16 protein-coding genes and 1 riboswitch are annotated in these 13713 nt (G+C 33.0%); of the genes, 2 read left to right on the top strand and 14 right to left on the bottom strand.

The annotated features are described in order from the left end of the window. Positions 1-25: 25 nt before the first annotated feature. Positions 26-1453, bottom strand: a complete 1428-nt coding sequence (locus tag BHU61_RS04865) for a RecQ family ATP-dependent DNA helicase (protein ID WP_170122454.1) — start codon at positions 1451-1453, stop codon at positions 26-28. Then, positions 1450-2403, bottom strand: a complete 954-nt coding sequence (locus tag BHU61_RS04870; RefSeq protein WP_111715047.1) for a helix-turn-helix domain-containing protein — start codon at positions 2401-2403, stop codon at positions 1450-1452. Before BHU61_RS04870 ends, BHU61_RS04865 begins: the two co-directional genes overlap by 4 nt. A gap of 105 nt (positions 2404-2508) precedes the next feature. On the opposite strand from BHU61_RS04870, the gene BHU61_RS04875 reads away from it, so the two are divergent. Then, positions 2509-2760, top strand: a complete 252-nt coding sequence (locus BHU61_RS04875) for a ferredoxin (protein WP_099578285.1) — start codon at positions 2509-2511, stop codon at positions 2758-2760. Positions 2761-2833: 73 nt separating this feature from the next. Here BHU61_RS04875 and BHU61_RS04880 read toward each other — a convergent pair whose 3' ends face one another. From BHU61_RS04880 to BHU61_RS04920, 9 genes are all read right to left on the bottom strand, one after another. Then, the gene (locus BHU61_RS04880; protein ID WP_111715049.1) at positions 2834-3397 is read right to left on the bottom strand and encodes an ECF transporter S component; all 564 of its coding nucleotides are present in this window, start codon (positions 3395-3397) and stop codon (positions 2834-2836) included. 59 nt (positions 3398-3456) lie between these two features. Next, positions 3457-3575, bottom strand: a riboswitch (FMN riboswitch). Between the two features lie 37 nt (positions 3576-3612). Next, on the bottom strand, positions 3613-5361 hold the full coding sequence (locus BHU61_RS04885) for an ATP-binding protein (RefSeq protein ID WP_111715050.1): 1749 nt from the start codon (positions 5359-5361) through the stop codon (positions 3613-3615). After that, complete coding sequence (locus tag BHU61_RS04890) at positions 5361-6068, bottom strand: response regulator transcription factor (protein WP_111715052.1); 708 nt, start codon at positions 6066-6068, stop codon at positions 5361-5363. Before BHU61_RS04890 ends, BHU61_RS04885 begins: the two co-directional genes overlap by 1 nt. Before the next feature lie 18 nt (positions 6069-6086). Then, complete coding sequence (gene ccsB / locus BHU61_RS04895) at positions 6087-7295, bottom strand: c-type cytochrome biogenesis protein CcsB (RefSeq protein WP_111715053.1); 1209 nt, start codon at positions 7293-7295, stop codon at positions 6087-6089. Beyond that, positions 7288-8925, bottom strand: a complete 1638-nt coding sequence (gene resB, locus BHU61_RS04900) for a cytochrome c biogenesis protein ResB (RefSeq protein ID WP_111715055.1) — start codon at positions 8923-8925, stop codon at positions 7288-7290. The genes ccsB and resB overlap by 8 nt, the downstream gene beginning before the upstream one ends. 13 nt (positions 8926-8938) lie before the next feature. Continuing rightward, positions 8939-9469, bottom strand: a complete 531-nt coding sequence (gene resA / locus BHU61_RS04905) for a thiol-disulfide oxidoreductase ResA (protein WP_111715056.1) — start codon at positions 9467-9469, stop codon at positions 8939-8941. Between the two features lie 80 nt (positions 9470-9549). Beyond that, positions 9550-10287: a pseudouridine synthase gene (locus tag BHU61_RS04910; RefSeq protein WP_111715058.1), complete on the bottom strand. Its 738-nt coding sequence runs from the start codon at positions 10285-10287 to the stop codon at positions 9550-9552. Position 10288: 1 nt separating this feature from the next. After that, entirely contained in the window at positions 10289-10834 is a 546-nt protein-coding gene (gene scpB / locus BHU61_RS04915; protein ID WP_111715059.1) for an SMC-Scp complex subunit ScpB, read from the bottom strand. After that, the gene (locus BHU61_RS04920) at positions 10824-11549 is read right to left on the bottom strand and encodes a segregation and condensation protein A (protein WP_111715061.1); all 726 of its coding nucleotides are present in this window, start codon (positions 11547-11549) and stop codon (positions 10824-10826) included. Before BHU61_RS04920 ends, scpB begins: the two co-directional genes overlap by 11 nt. A gap of 29 nt (positions 11550-11578) precedes the next feature. On the opposite strand from BHU61_RS04920, the gene BHU61_RS04925 reads away from it, so the two are divergent. Next, complete coding sequence (locus BHU61_RS04925; RefSeq protein ID WP_170122455.1) at positions 11579-12088, top strand: DUF309 domain-containing protein; 510 nt, start codon at positions 11579-11581, stop codon at positions 12086-12088. Here the strand turns inward: BHU61_RS04925 and BHU61_RS04930 are convergent. From BHU61_RS04930 to fur, 3 genes are all read right to left on the bottom strand, one after another. Further along, positions 12023-12241 (bottom strand): hypothetical protein, encoded by a 219-nt coding sequence (locus BHU61_RS04930; RefSeq protein WP_111715064.1) that lies wholly within the window; start codon positions 12239-12241, stop codon positions 12023-12025. The two genes, BHU61_RS04925 and BHU61_RS04930, sit on opposite strands and share 66 nt — an antisense overlap. Before the next feature lie 9 nt (positions 12242-12250). After that, positions 12251-13138, bottom strand: a complete 888-nt coding sequence (gene xerD / locus BHU61_RS04935) for a site-specific tyrosine recombinase XerD (protein WP_111715066.1) — start codon at positions 13136-13138, stop codon at positions 12251-12253. Between the two features lie 92 nt (positions 13139-13230). Then, positions 13231-13710: a ferric iron uptake transcriptional regulator gene (gene fur, locus BHU61_RS04940; RefSeq protein ID WP_111715067.1), complete on the bottom strand. Its 480-nt coding sequence runs from the start codon at positions 13708-13710 to the stop codon at positions 13231-13233. Positions 13711-13713 lie beyond the last annotated feature (3 nt).

The following is a 13713-nucleotide window of genomic DNA, read 5'->3' on the forward strand; positions in this document are numbered from 1 at the left end:
ATTTATTATAGACAAAATATGTTGCTTAAGTAAAGACATATAAATCATTAAACAGTTGATTTAGAAGCGTTTTTCCGAACTTTTTTTGAACATGATAACTTTGCTGTTCAAAGGAGATTTTAACTTGTTCATTGCATTGCGCACAACTTTTACACTTTAATATATTATCATGCTCCATACTTTTTAAATCTCTTACATTTTGTTTGTTTAAACTGGATTGATTTAATTTTTGTGTGAAACAGTTTTTTTCATTAATGTATTCAATCATTTGTGTCAATGCTGTTCGCTTCATATACTGGTGTTGCCTAATTTTTCGTATTATTTCTTCTCTGTTATACTTTGCTGAAAGTATATTCATTAATTCCTGCTTTTCCTCAGTTAGTGCTGCACCTTGAAAATATAAATCTATCTCAGTATGCGTCAATTCATTTAATTCATTAAGACGGTATGGAAGGATCTCATCATTTGGACTATATAATAATATAGATTGTGATAATTCACCATCTCTCCCTCCTCTACCTATCTCCTGAATAAACTGAAAAATAGATTTAGGCATATGATAATGTATTACTGTTCTAATATTTGATTTGTTAACACCCATACCAAATGCATTCGTCGCACAAATCACCTGTATTTCATCATTCATAAAGCGTTGTTGTACTGACATTCTTTCTTCATATTGCATATCTGCATGATAGCGTTCTACCATTATACCTTGTTCTAAAAGATATCTATACACGTATTCAACTTGTTTCTTTGAAGAAAAATAAATAACAGTTGCAGCAGATGCTTTTAAAGTTTCTAAAATAAGGGACAGTTTGTCTGCATCATCATTTGTATTTACTACGGATAAAAAGATATTCTCTCTTTCCGTTAAATAATCCATTACTGTTAATTCTCTTTTAATAACGTGCTGAATATCATATATCACTTGATCATTTGCAGTGGCGGTTAATGCAATAACCTGTGCATCATAATAAGACACAATTTCATCAATCATCAAATAATGGGGGCGGAATTCATACCCCCATTCAGAGATACAATGTGCCTCATCTATTACAATTGCTTCGCAACGATAGTGCTTTAAATAATTCAGACCATTTGTAACCAGCCATTCAGGTGAACAATATATAAAATCATATGTCTCAATACGAGATAGTAATAATTGTTTGTCCATATCATCTAACTGACTATGTATACAGCATGCTTTGATCTTTTTTTGTTTAAGCTGCATAACCTGATCTTCCATTAATGCAATTAATGGCGATATGACTATGGTCTTTTTATTATTTACCAGCATCGGCAATTGGAAAGTTAGAGATTTCCCAGAACCTGTCGGAAGAAGCGCTAATACATCATGTCCCTCAAGAATCTTTTGAACAATTTCAATTTGATTTTCTCGTAAGCTTTCTATACCAAAAGTTTCTTGTAAAATTTTATTGATTGCATTCATTTGCATTGCTCCATTTTATATTTTACGATTGCGATTTTTAGTTTGAAATAATCCTTTATCGGCGAAATTTCATACAATGTCTTTAGTTTCCCGTATCGATTGTTTTCGATAATTTCTTTGATGGTTATATATTCTTGTTCTGATAGATGATTTGAAATATCCAGAGGATAGTCTTTAATCAATATTTCAATAATATGATCCTGTATCGTATGTATTCTTACTGATTTATTTCGCTGAATCATATCTATTGAGTCGCCATTAATTAATCGCTGATACGTATCACTCGTATTGATATGCAGTGGCGTTCTGACATATAAATAACTTAATAACTTATATTCACGCGTCTTAAATGCATGAAGCATCAAATTCTTTTCGGTGATCATTTGAGATTTTATCTCATCAATACTTAAGTTAAATTGTTTAGATAATTGTTCATAACTATCAGGTCTTATTTGATGACCATGCAGAAAATGTATAAAATAACAGCTACCAGTTGATTTAAAGATATACTGCGATAAATCATCAACTTCCTGGGCTAACTGAATAAATTGATCTTCTTTTTTAATTTTCGTAAATAGTTGCTTAACATGTTGTTGTATAAATAAACGATTTGAACTTGGTAAATAGTCTGAAGAATGATAGAGATATTCTGAAACTGTTTGAAGCAATAATACAAATGAAGAAAAAGATAGCTCACTTGCATAGTAAAAATATGGATATAGTTTGAGATTATTATTAAGACTGATATTTTCCTCACTATCATTACGAACGAGTCGAGTGACAGCCTCAAATGAAACATTTGGATACAATTCATAAACTGGTAATAAATCCTGCATCACTGCGTCGAAATAAGTTTGCTGAGTTCTTGCACCAATTAATAATTTCCATAAACTTTTAACTGATTTGTCTGGTAAGTAATGCGACTTTATATAACGATTAATCGATTTCATTTTGTCACCCTGAAATATTTTTGTTGAAAATGTGCTTAACTATCACTAAAATAGTTATGTATGTTATAACTAGTGTAGCATGAAAGTGTGAGGAGGCGAAAAAATATGGCAGGTAAATATACGATCGTTGATATGGATACATGTATCGCTTGCGGTGCTTGTGGTGCAGCAGCACCTGATATATATGATTATGATGATGAAGGTATTGCCTATGTTATTTTAGATGATAACCAAGGAACTCAGGAAATACCGGAAGAATTAGAAGAAGATATGATCGATGCATTTGAAGGATGTCCCACTGATTCAATTAAAGTTGCAGATGAATCATTCGATGGCGACGCGCTTAAATTTGAATAATAATATTAAAAAGCTTGAAGTTCAAATCGAACTTCAAGCTTTTTTGTCAAGTTATGTTTTATGCGATTAATGATTACTCATTAATTTTCATCTGTTTTTTAAGTAACGGTACTAAAGGTCTAACAATAATATAGAATAGAATTGTCAGTAATAATCCTTTAATAATATTAAAAGGAATAATACCAGCTGTTACGATAACCTGAATGTTCTTGACAACATCATTCAAATTCATAATCATGCCATACATTGGTAATAACACGAAATAGTTCAGAATACTCATCACAATCGTCATTACGATTGTAGCACTGATAAATGCTGGTATTATCTTATTAAATCTTCCTTTTGTAATAACATACAGTATTATGATAAACGACGTCCCTGCTAAAAAGTTAGCAACAGGACCAACAGGATCAGTCATATTCATTACGAAGTTAAGTATGTTCTTAATGAACTCAATTAGTACTGCACCAACAGGTCCAACAGTAAAAAGTGCAATAATTGCCGGTAAATCACTGATGTCAATCGTTAAATACGGTGGTAAGAAAGGTACTGGTACTTTTAAAAACATCAGTATGAATGCAATTGCACTTAATAAACTGATCAGTATCAGACTTCTAGTTCTATTCAATTTTGTCATAAATTCTCCTTACTTCATCTTTGAATCAGGAGGACAAATTAACTTGACGAAACTCTGACCTCCATCTTCTCCCATCCAGACTGTACTGTCGGCTTTGGAATTACACCAAATCAGCTGCATAATGCAGGTCGCGGGCTTTTACCGCCGGCTCGGAATTTCACCGACCCCGAAGATGAATGTGTATTTTGGCTATTGCCATAAATCATTGTACCAAACTACTGCTCCGTGTCAACTAACGGAATTGAAATCGTGAATGTTGTGCCAATACCCTGCTCACTTTCAACATTAATTTCGCCATGATGTTTTTCAATGATAGCTTTTACGATAAATAAACCTAAACCAGTACCGTGCTTACCGCGTGTTCTTGCCTGATCTACTTTATAAAATCTTTCAAATATATGATTGATATGTTCTTTAGCGATACCGACACCCGTATCAGATATTTGGATATACAGGTTGCTAGAATCATTATATGTTGAAATTTTTATAGTGTCTCCACTCTTTGTATAACGCATTGCATTATCCAGAAGGTTTGTAATAACCTGGAATATCTTATCATAATCAATTGCTACCTCTTTTGTATGCTGTAAATCTAATTGTAATGTTGTTTTATGTTCAATAGCACTCTGCTTAAAGTTCTGAATATTTTTTTCAAGTAAAGGCGAAATATCCATCATTTCTTTATTTAACGTTGTTTCTCCGGCATCAATACGCGCAACATTTATTAATTCATTAACCAATCTGTTTAATCGTTTAGATTCATCGAGAATAATATTTAAAAATTCATCAACATCATCTTTTTCGACCACAATACCATCTAATATTGCCTCAGTATACCCTTGTAACATTTGAATTGGTGTACGTAATTCATGAGAAACATTTGCGATAAACTGCTGTTTCATCATATCTATCTTTTTCTCTTCACTCATATCACGAATAATTACGACAGCACCATTATTTTGTCCCTGTGTCGTATTTTTGACGGGTGAGATGATGAGTACATAATGCTTATTAAACGTAGAAATTTCATGATATATTGTTTCATCAGATTGCATTACCTGATTCACGAGTTTACTTAATACATCTGTGTCTTCTTGTGAAATATCATCTAAAAATTTCTCTGCCATCGGATTTTCCAGCTGTTTTTCAAGATCCATATTAAAGCTTAAAACGCCGTCTTCCATTGCATTGATTAAGCGATCTCTTAAATTACGTTCCTGTGAAATTTTACTGATATTTAATGTAATCTCCTGTTCCATCTTATTAAACGCAAGTGCTAATTCACCAATCTCATCTCTGGAATATACAGCTATTTTATTATTACGCTCACCTCTTGCGAGATTAAAAGCAGCTGACTTTAATTGTAACAATGGTTTTGTAATCTTATTGGATAAGAAAAATGCAAAGATTGTAGTGAGTATCAGTAATAACATAGCCACGATAAAAATAATGAAAGTAATATAATTTTGTGCATCATCCATAGAATTAGCATCTTGATAAATAAATATACCGCTATCTTCATGATTAAAAGCTTGAGAAGGATAGCCAATCAGAATAAACTCATGTCTATTATCCTGATAATTTACTTTAATATCCTTGACGACATATTCATCTTTAACAAAAACTTTATCGAATGCATCATTTTCCTTGATTTCATCGACCATTAATTGTTTTAACGGATCTTCATATGTAACATCTAAATCAGATTTATTCTGAACAATAATAATGCCGGCAGGATTTTCTATTAATTCTTTCACATAAGTTAATGCATCACTTTGATCGTGATGACTCGTTAATACGAGTTCGGCTTTCTCAGCTTGCTGCTTTAGCGTATGTCCTGACTCGCTCTTCAAATAAGAATTAAAGAAACCCATTAAAGAGACAGATAATATAATTAAAACTGCAGTCACTATAAACAAAATAGTTAACCACAGTTTAATTACTACGCTATTAAAATAGCGCATTATTCTTTCACCTCAAACTTATAGCCAACACCCCATACCGTGTGGATCATATCAGCAGCTTTTGGTGAAACTTTATTTAATTTTTCACGAAGACGTTTTACATGTGTATCTACTGTACGTAAATCTCCATAAAACTCATAATGCCAAACATCTTTCAGTAATTGTTCACGGTCGAAAACTTTATCTGGACTTTTAGCTAAAAATAATAGTAATTCATATTCTTTTGGTGTCAAATTAACTTCCTGATTTTCAGCCATAACACGATGTGCATCATTATCAATCACTAAAGAATCAAATACAATTAAGTCTTTCGCATGTGAATCCTGCTTTAAATACATTGTCGGTTGAGCACGACGTAAAATTGCTTTTACACGTAATACTACTTCACGTGGTGAGAAAGGTTTAACGATATAATCATCGGCGCCAATTTCAAAACCTTCAACGCGATTATGCTCTTCACCTTTTGCCGTGAGCATAATAATCGGTGTCGTTTTTTCTTCTCGTATTCTCCTGCACACTTCAATACCATCTATTCCTGGCAGCATAATATCAAGTAATATACAATGGAAATTCTGATTCAAAGCAAGTTCTAATGCTGCTTCGCCATCACTTGCTTCAACTGTCTCAAAACCTTCACGCTCGAGATACATTTTAGCTAGTTTTCTGATTCTGTCTTCATCATCAACGATCAATATCGTTTGTTTCATATCGATTACTCCTTTAATTTAAGCGTATGAGTGTAGACCTGCAATAATAAGATTGACTGCAATGACATTGAATAAAATGATTGCCATACCTACCACAGCAAGCCAGGCACTTTTCTTACCTTCCCAACCTCTTCCTAAACGCAGATGCAGGAAGATAGCATAGAATAAGAATGTAATTAAAGCCCAAACCTCTTTAGGGTCCCAACCCCAGAATCTACTCCAGGCAATTTGTGCCCAAATACTTGCAAATAATAAACCACCTAATGCAAATAATGGGAATCCAATAATTACTGATCTATAACAAATTTCATCCATCAACTGGAGTGATACTTTATTCGTTAATGGTTTAACTACAGCAAATAATGTTTTTCTTAACACTAATCTTAACAGTCCATATAATATTGTACCAATGATAACAGACCAAACTACTGTATTTAACTTTTGTGCATTTATTACTGGCGGTAATTCAATACCCGTATTGAATCTTTTAACTTCTTTGTAATCTTGTTTTGTCCCTTTAATTTTTTCAACAGGAATACTATCTTTAAATGTTACTAATCCTGGCAAATGATATTCAGCGATTGTCTTATTATCATTTTTATCATAATAATAATAATCTTCCTGATAATGAACGATACCTTTCATTACGATTGTCGTTAAAATGAAAGCTATCACAAGTGTAATGAAATACATTACAACCTCTAACCAGAAAGCATCTTTTGATTTTTCATTCGCATCAACATAACGTAATAAGTATATTAAACCTGCTACTGAGCTTACAGATAAAATACCATAACTGATTGTCACTGTAATTACATGAATTGCCAGCCAGTTACTTTGTAATGCCGGAATAAGTGGTGATACATCACGCGAGAACATACTGGCATAGACAATGACAAGCATTGCAATCGGTAATGAGAATAACGCTAGTATAGGTGTATGATATAAGAAATATAGTACTAAAAATCCACCGACCATCATGATACCGAACATCGTCAGGAATTCGTACATATTACTTACCGGGGCATGACCTGCAGCAATCCATCGTGTAACAAAATAGACGAGTTGCATAATAAATCCTATAATCGTTAAGGTTACTGCAATTTTTTCACTTTTCTTCGATTTCGCTTTAATACTTGCTGAGAATGGTAATATCGCGATTAAATATAAAATAAATGCAGCATACAATGAAGTACTACTGATATTTAATAAAGCTTCACTATTCATTTTCTTCCTCCGTATCCGCATATTTATCGTTAACTTTCGGTAAATTGAAAGGTTCTAACATACTGTTAATGTCTTTAGAATACCCATAATAATTTCTATTTGTATGTGCTGCTAATTTAAATCCATCTTTCGTTTCAATCCAGATACGACGGTGGTGAATATAAGATCCAATGGCAAGACCTATTAAAAATATTGAAAAACCAATAAATAGAATAGGTAACGTTAAATCTTTCTTTACTGTTAAATAAGTAATCGTTTTATTCGTCGCACTCACAAATTTAACTGCATATTGATTATTTTTAGTAATGTCTTGTGAAGAACGAATTTTAAGTAAACTATATTCAGGTTTCTTATTTTTATCTTCTACACCAAAGACAAAAGCTGGATTGTTCGGTATTGGCGAACTTGTTAATAAAGTTCCGTTATCCGCAATACCGTTGAAATCTGGAGCATAGTTTTTCAGACTCACTGTTAAATCTTTACTTACTTTGTATTGTTTGTCCGGATTATCAAGTGCAACTTCAAATGTTTTACCGATAGGTTTGCCTGTCTTGATGTCTTCAACTTTAAACGTCATTGTTTTAAGTTGAGACTGATCGAAACTATTTTGATATAACGCAAAATTTGCAAATTTAACCGGATGGTTCACTTTGACACTATCATCTTTAATTTGTGCTAATTTTGGTTCAGCACCGACAACTGATTTATCAGCTTTATTCTCATAGATGGTAACTTGAGATTCGTAATTTTTAGCAATTTTGTTCATTCTGGAATCCGCAGCTTTACCATTAATATTTGAAATAGATTCTGCATCGTATTGTTCAAAAATAAATTTATTGTTTTTTATATAATACGTATTTTCAGTTCCAGGTATACTCTTCGTTTCACCTTCTGCAACACCAACAAATTCATCCACGTAAAATGCTGGAATAAAACGAAGCATAGCACCGGCTAACAAAATGATTAGCCCAGTATGATTAATATAAGGACCATAACGGCTTAAACGGCCTTTTTCAGCTAATATTGCTGTGCCATCTGTTCTAACTTTGTATTTTCTCTGCGCTAAAGCATTTACAAGAGCCGCCTGATCAACTGTCGTCGGTACATCTAGTGTCAACCTCTGACGATTAAAGTACGTTGGATGTTTCTTCACCGTCTGACGCGTAAGCGATTTATGTAATGGAATGCCTCGGTCTATACTTGCAGCAATAATTGAAAATGCTACAAGCGCAAGTAGTATTAAATACCACCAAGATGTATATAGGTTATCTAATCCAAGTTTATAATAGATATATCCTAAAGTACCGTATTTATCTTTATAAAAAGTTGATGGATCTTCACCTACCGGAATAAAATATTCCTGAGGAAACATTGTCCCTAGTGCTGATGCTAAAACTGTTAATACAAGTAATATCACACCAACTTTAACCGAGCTGAAAAAAATCCATACTTTATCTAACAATGTTTTATTCTTTGTCTTACTTCTCACTGCCTGACCGTCATAACGCATGACATCTGTTGTTTTCTTTTTATCATAGCTGTCATTGATCAATCGGCCGCAGTTTTGACATAACTGAGTACCAGGAGGGTTAACATGACCACAAACACATTTAATCGATTGTTCCTGCATCGTCATCCTCCTTTTATGGTTTTACCATTTCCATATATTTCTGAATATCTTGTTTTGACATTTGACCTTTATGGTGTGCAACGATCTTCCCATCTTTATCAATGATATACGTATTCGGTAAATCATTCGCATTATATGCTTCCATAACATCACCATTATCTAAACCAACTGGTAAAGTTACTTCTTCGTCTAAAGCACTGAAGAACTGTTTAATTTGTTGTGGACTGTTCTTAACGTGAATCGTTAATACTTCAACATCTTGATTTTTGTACACATTATGTGCACGGTTTAAATCCGGCATTTCTTCTAAACAAGGTTCACACCAAGTCCCCCAGAAATTAAGTACTAGTCCTTTACCACGATAATCTTTTAAATTTACTTTATCGCCATCTAATGTTTTCAATTCAAATACTGGCGCATCATCACCTATTTTCACAACTTTTTCGCCATCTTTCGTTACAGAAACATAGATGATAAAAATTATTGCGAGTAAAATAAAGAAAGTCACTATATATTGAATCCATTTTTTTTGCTGTTTCGCCATGCTTAACCCCTTCTCTATTCAAAATGTCACATTACATTATATCATTTACGCAATGATTATCTGTGGCAACTATGTGAATTTTATGATTTATTCAAACTCATATTACGTAATGTTTTGACTTCATGAGGTGTAAGTTCTCTAGCATCTCCTGCATTTAATCCTTTAAGTGTTAACGGTCCGTATTCAATACGAGATAATTTCACAACCTCATGACCGAAATGAGCAAACATACGTCGCACTTGGCGATTACGTCCTTCATGAATTGTTATTTCTACTAAAGTAGTATCCTTTAATTTGTCCTGGGACTTCACTTTCACAATTGCTGGAGCCGTCTTTCCGTCTTCAAGCATAATACCACGTTCTAATTCTTTAACTTGTTCTCTTAACAGAAATCCTTTTAATTTAGCAACATATTTTTTCTTCATCTTGTATTTCGGATGGGTCATCTGATTGGCAAAATCACCATCGTTTGTCAGTAATAATAAACCACTTGTCTCATAATCAAGACGACCAACAGGAAATATTCTTAAGTCCAGCTGCGGAAAATAGTCAGTTACAACTGTTCGACCTTTATCATCAGAGACACTCGTAATCACACCTGTTGGTTTGTGGAACAATAAATATATCTTTTCTGGATTTTCTAAAGGAATGCCTTCTACTTCTACACGGTCTTTTGAACTTACCTTTGTACCAAGTTCAGTTACAGTCTCGCCATTAACGGTAACTTTACCTTCTGTAATCAAAATTTCTGCTTTACGACGTGAAGTCACACCACTTTTAGCGATGACTTTTTGTAATCTTTCTAATTGTTCTCCCATATTATTCATCCTCTTCATTTAAATTTTTAAAGAATAATTCCATTTCACTTGCATCACTTGTCATCATCTCATCTCTCGGTAAATCATCTAAAGATGTAAGACCAAATGTCATCAGGAAGAATTCAGTCGTTGCTAATTGTCTTGCACGCTCACCATGTACTTCTGTACTTTTTACCAGACCTCTCTCAATCAATGTTTTTACAGGTCCATCACTATTCACACCACGCATCATTTCAATATCATGACGCGTTACAGGTTGATTATATGCAATTATTGCTAAAGTTTCGAGTGAAGCCTGCGTTAATTTCTTTTCATTTGTAGCAGTAACCAGATCTTCCAGGTAAGGATTTAAAGTCTCATTGGTCATCAGAAAGTATTTTGATCCTAACTTTTGTATTTCAAAAATTTCATGATTATACGCACTTACAATATCAGATAATTGTATTGGTGTAAGTTCCATAATCTCTGCAAGTTGTTCAATTTCAACACCTTCATCACCTACTGCATATAATAGTCCTAGTATGACATTAATTTTTTCATTCGACATAGTTTTTTCCTCTTTCAATCTCAATTTCACCAAAATCATTAGATTGATAAACATTGATCTTATTATTTTTTATAAGTTCCAGAATGGCCAGAAACAAAGTTACAACCTGTGTTTTTGTTTCAGAAAATGAAACAAAATCATCAAAAGTAATTTTCTTTTTTTGAGATAATGCATGTGTCACTGTCTCAATCGCTTCTTCCATGGAGTAAGTATCTCGGGCTACACTAACAGATTCACTGGCAATCTTTTTACGACGTTGCTTTGCTTTCTGATATGCAGTGATTAAATCGGTAAGTTCAATGTGTATCGGTGTTTGTTTTGCATTCTCGAAATGGGACAAATCATTGCTACGTTTGACAAAATATTTTTCATGTGACTCTTTTTTCGTTTTTAAAATATCAGCATATAAACGGTAATTTTGATATTCTAATAATTGTCGCATCAAATCTTCACGTGGATCTTCGATGATTTCACTTTCATCTACATTTGTATCGGGTAATAATGTTTTACTCTTGATTCTTAATAACTCACTTGCCATTACTAAATAATCACCATGTTGATTAATATCTAGATCGTCAACATTTTTGATATAATTAATATATTGTTCAGTTAAAACTTTCATCGATATATCATAAATATCTATTTCATATTTCTGAATGAGATGAAGGAGTAAGTCTAACGGACCTTCAAATGAAGCTAATTTTACTTCGTACATATATTCACCTTACTTCTGGAGGATTTCTTATGCATGCATTATTCAAACAAGCATTTTCTGATTATATTATTCAATTTCATGTGCATCGGGATTATTTTGAATGTCATGAAATTATGGAGGATGCCTGGAAACAAAAATCACCTTTCACTAAACAGGATCCTGAAGTGGCACTTATAATGCTCGCAACTGCCATGTATCATTTAAGACGTCAAAATAAACGTGGTGCCACTACATTAATCAAAAAAACGATACTGTTACTTGAAATGAATTCAAACTTCTTATCTGAATATCTCAATATTTCTGTTTTAATAGAGCAATTATCTGCTATTCAACAGAATTTAACTTATCAACCTATCACACTGCCTGTTATTGATGCAATAGATACAAATTATTACTGCGAACCTACACAAGCAATCATTCATAAGCATAAACTGCGTGATAGATCTGAAGTCATTCATGCGAGACAACTTGCTTTAAACGATAAATATCCAGTACAGGATACCCCAAATGATACACATCAAAGCGATAAAACCAAATAATATCCAGTTATTTTTATTTTGCTTTGGATCATTTTCCTGATTAATCTGAGTATTAATTTCATGCGTGTCTTTTGGCGCAAAAACTTGTTTTTTTCTATCATTTTCTGATTTATGTTTCTCTTGATTTCTTTGAATTTGTCTTTGTTTACTCATATTTTCTCCTTATGCTCTAGGATGTGTATTTTTATACACTTCCCTTATTTGTTTCTTACTGATATGGGTATATAGTTGTGTTGTTGAAATATCTGCATGACCTAACATTTCCTGAACAGCACGTAAATCTGCACCATTTTCTAAAAGATGTGTTGCAAAAGAATGGCGTAATGTATGTGGCGTTAATTTTTTGTCAATACCTGCTTCAACTTTAATTTGGCGCATTATCTTCCAGAAACCTTGTCGTGTAAGTCGTTTTCCATGAAAATTTAGAAATAGACTGTCTGTCATTTCTTTTTTGAGCATCTTATAGCGCGTAGACTGGATATACGTCTCCAACAATTTAATCATGTTATCTCCAATAGGAATAATACGTTCTTTATTACCTTTACCGAACACACGAACAAATCCCATGATTGTATTCACATCATCTACGTTTAAATTTATTAGCTCTGATACACGCATACCAGTAGCATATAACAGTTCAAGCATTGCCTGGTCACGCTTTCCGGTAAGCTTTGATGTATCTGGTGTCGATAAAAATTTATCAACCTCTTCTATAGAAAGAATATCAGGTAGATTACGTTCATATTTTGGTGCTTCAAGAATAACAGTAGGATCTTTAACCGCATATTTTTCTCTCAAAGCAAACTGATGAAATCCTCTAATAGTCGCTGAAACGCGAGCTAACGTTTTTGCAGATTTGCCCTGATCTTTTAAATAACCTAAAAATAATGTGATCGTATATCGATCGATGTTATCAATATTACCGATTTTCTCTTCTTCTAAAAAAGCCTGATAATGATTTAAATCTCTACGATAGGCTGCTATCGTATTCTTACTCAATCCCTTTTCGATCATTATAAAATGTAGAAATTCGTCTATTATTGTTTGCATATCAACACCTCAACTCCTAGTTTACCATAATAATTATATAATCAACTAAAAATATAAAAAAATACAGATGAAATTATCATCTGCATTTCAATTTATTCTGTTATTTTTTTATCAAGGTCTTCAGGTTGAACGCCTTTTTCAGTACATTTTTTACAAATACCATGGAAAGTTAAACGATGATCCATTATTAAGAAATGATAATCCGATTCTACTTTCTTTTCAACTTCATCCAGTAAATCTTCTTCTATTTCATCCACGTCTCCACAACTCATACATACAAGATGATGGTGAAAGTGTTTTGCACCTTCTTTTCTTAAATCAAAACGTGCAACGCCATCTCCAAAATTAATCTTATCAACAATCTTCAATTCAGCTAATAATTCTAAAGTACGATATACAGTTGCGAGACCAATTTCAGGTGCACGTTCCTTTACTTTTAGGAAAACATCTTCTGCACTCAAATGATCAGCTTCATTTTCTAATAATACGGTCACTGTCGCTTCCCTTTGAGGGGTTAATTTATAAGAAGCATCATGTAATTGCTCCTTTATTCTATTGATTCTCTCCTGCATTAC

Source organism: Macrococcus epidermidis, assembly GCF_003259695.1.
Classification (GTDB): Bacteria; Bacillota; Bacilli; order Staphylococcales; family Staphylococcaceae; genus Macrococcoides; species Macrococcoides epidermidis.

What these genes read in the sequence shown, in the direction of transcription:
- BHU61_RS04865 (WP_170122454.1), bottom strand. Translation starts at nt 1,453, where the DNA reads ATGAATGCAATCAATAAAATTTTACAAGAAACTTTTGGTATAGAAAGC.
- BHU61_RS04870 (WP_111715047.1), bottom strand. Translation starts at nt 2,403, where the DNA reads ATGAAATCGATTAATCGTTATATAAAGTCGCATTACTTACCAGACAAA.
- BHU61_RS04875 (WP_099578285.1), top strand. Translation starts at nt 2,509, where the DNA reads ATGGCAGGTAAATATACGATCGTTGATATGGATACATGTATCGCTTGC.
- BHU61_RS04880 (WP_111715049.1), bottom strand. Translation starts at nt 3,397, where the DNA reads ATGACAAAATTGAATAGAACTAGAAGTCTGATACTGATCAGTTTATTA.
- BHU61_RS04885 (WP_111715050.1), bottom strand. Translation starts at nt 5,361, where the DNA reads ATGCGCTATTTTAATAGCGTAGTAATTAAACTGTGGTTAACTATTTTG.
- BHU61_RS04890 (WP_111715052.1), bottom strand. Translation starts at nt 6,068, where the DNA reads ATGAAACAAACGATATTGATCGTTGATGATGAAGACAGAATCAGAAAA.
- ccsB (WP_111715053.1), bottom strand. Translation starts at nt 7,295, where the DNA reads ATGAATAGTGAAGCTTTATTAAATATCAGTAGTACTTCATTGTATGCT.
- resB (WP_111715055.1), bottom strand. Translation starts at nt 8,925, where the DNA reads ATGCAGGAACAATCGATTAAATGTGTTTGTGGTCATGTTAACCCTCCT.
- resA (WP_111715056.1), bottom strand. Translation starts at nt 9,469, where the DNA reads ATGGCGAAACAGCAAAAAAAATGGATTCAATATATAGTGACTTTCTTT.
- BHU61_RS04910 (WP_111715058.1), bottom strand. Translation starts at nt 10,287, where the DNA reads ATGGGAGAACAATTAGAAAGATTACAAAAAGTCATCGCTAAAAGTGGT.
- scpB (WP_111715059.1), bottom strand. Translation starts at nt 10,834, where the DNA reads ATGTCGAATGAAAAAATTAATGTCATACTAGGACTATTATATGCAGTA.
- BHU61_RS04920 (WP_111715061.1), bottom strand. Translation starts at nt 11,549, where the DNA reads ATGTACGAAGTAAAATTAGCTTCATTTGAAGGTCCGTTAGACTTACTC.
- BHU61_RS04925 (WP_170122455.1), top strand. Translation starts at nt 11,579, where the DNA reads ATGCATGCATTATTCAAACAAGCATTTTCTGATTATATTATTCAATTT.
- BHU61_RS04930 (WP_111715064.1), bottom strand. Translation starts at nt 12,241, where the DNA reads ATGAGTAAACAAAGACAAATTCAAAGAAATCAAGAGAAACATAAATCA.
- xerD (WP_111715066.1), bottom strand. Translation starts at nt 13,138, where the DNA reads ATGCAAACAATAATAGACGAATTTCTACATTTTATAATGATCGAAAAG.
- fur (WP_111715067.1), bottom strand. Translation starts at nt 13,710, where the DNA reads ATGCAGGAGAGAATCAATAGAATAAAGGAGCAATTACATGATGCTTCT.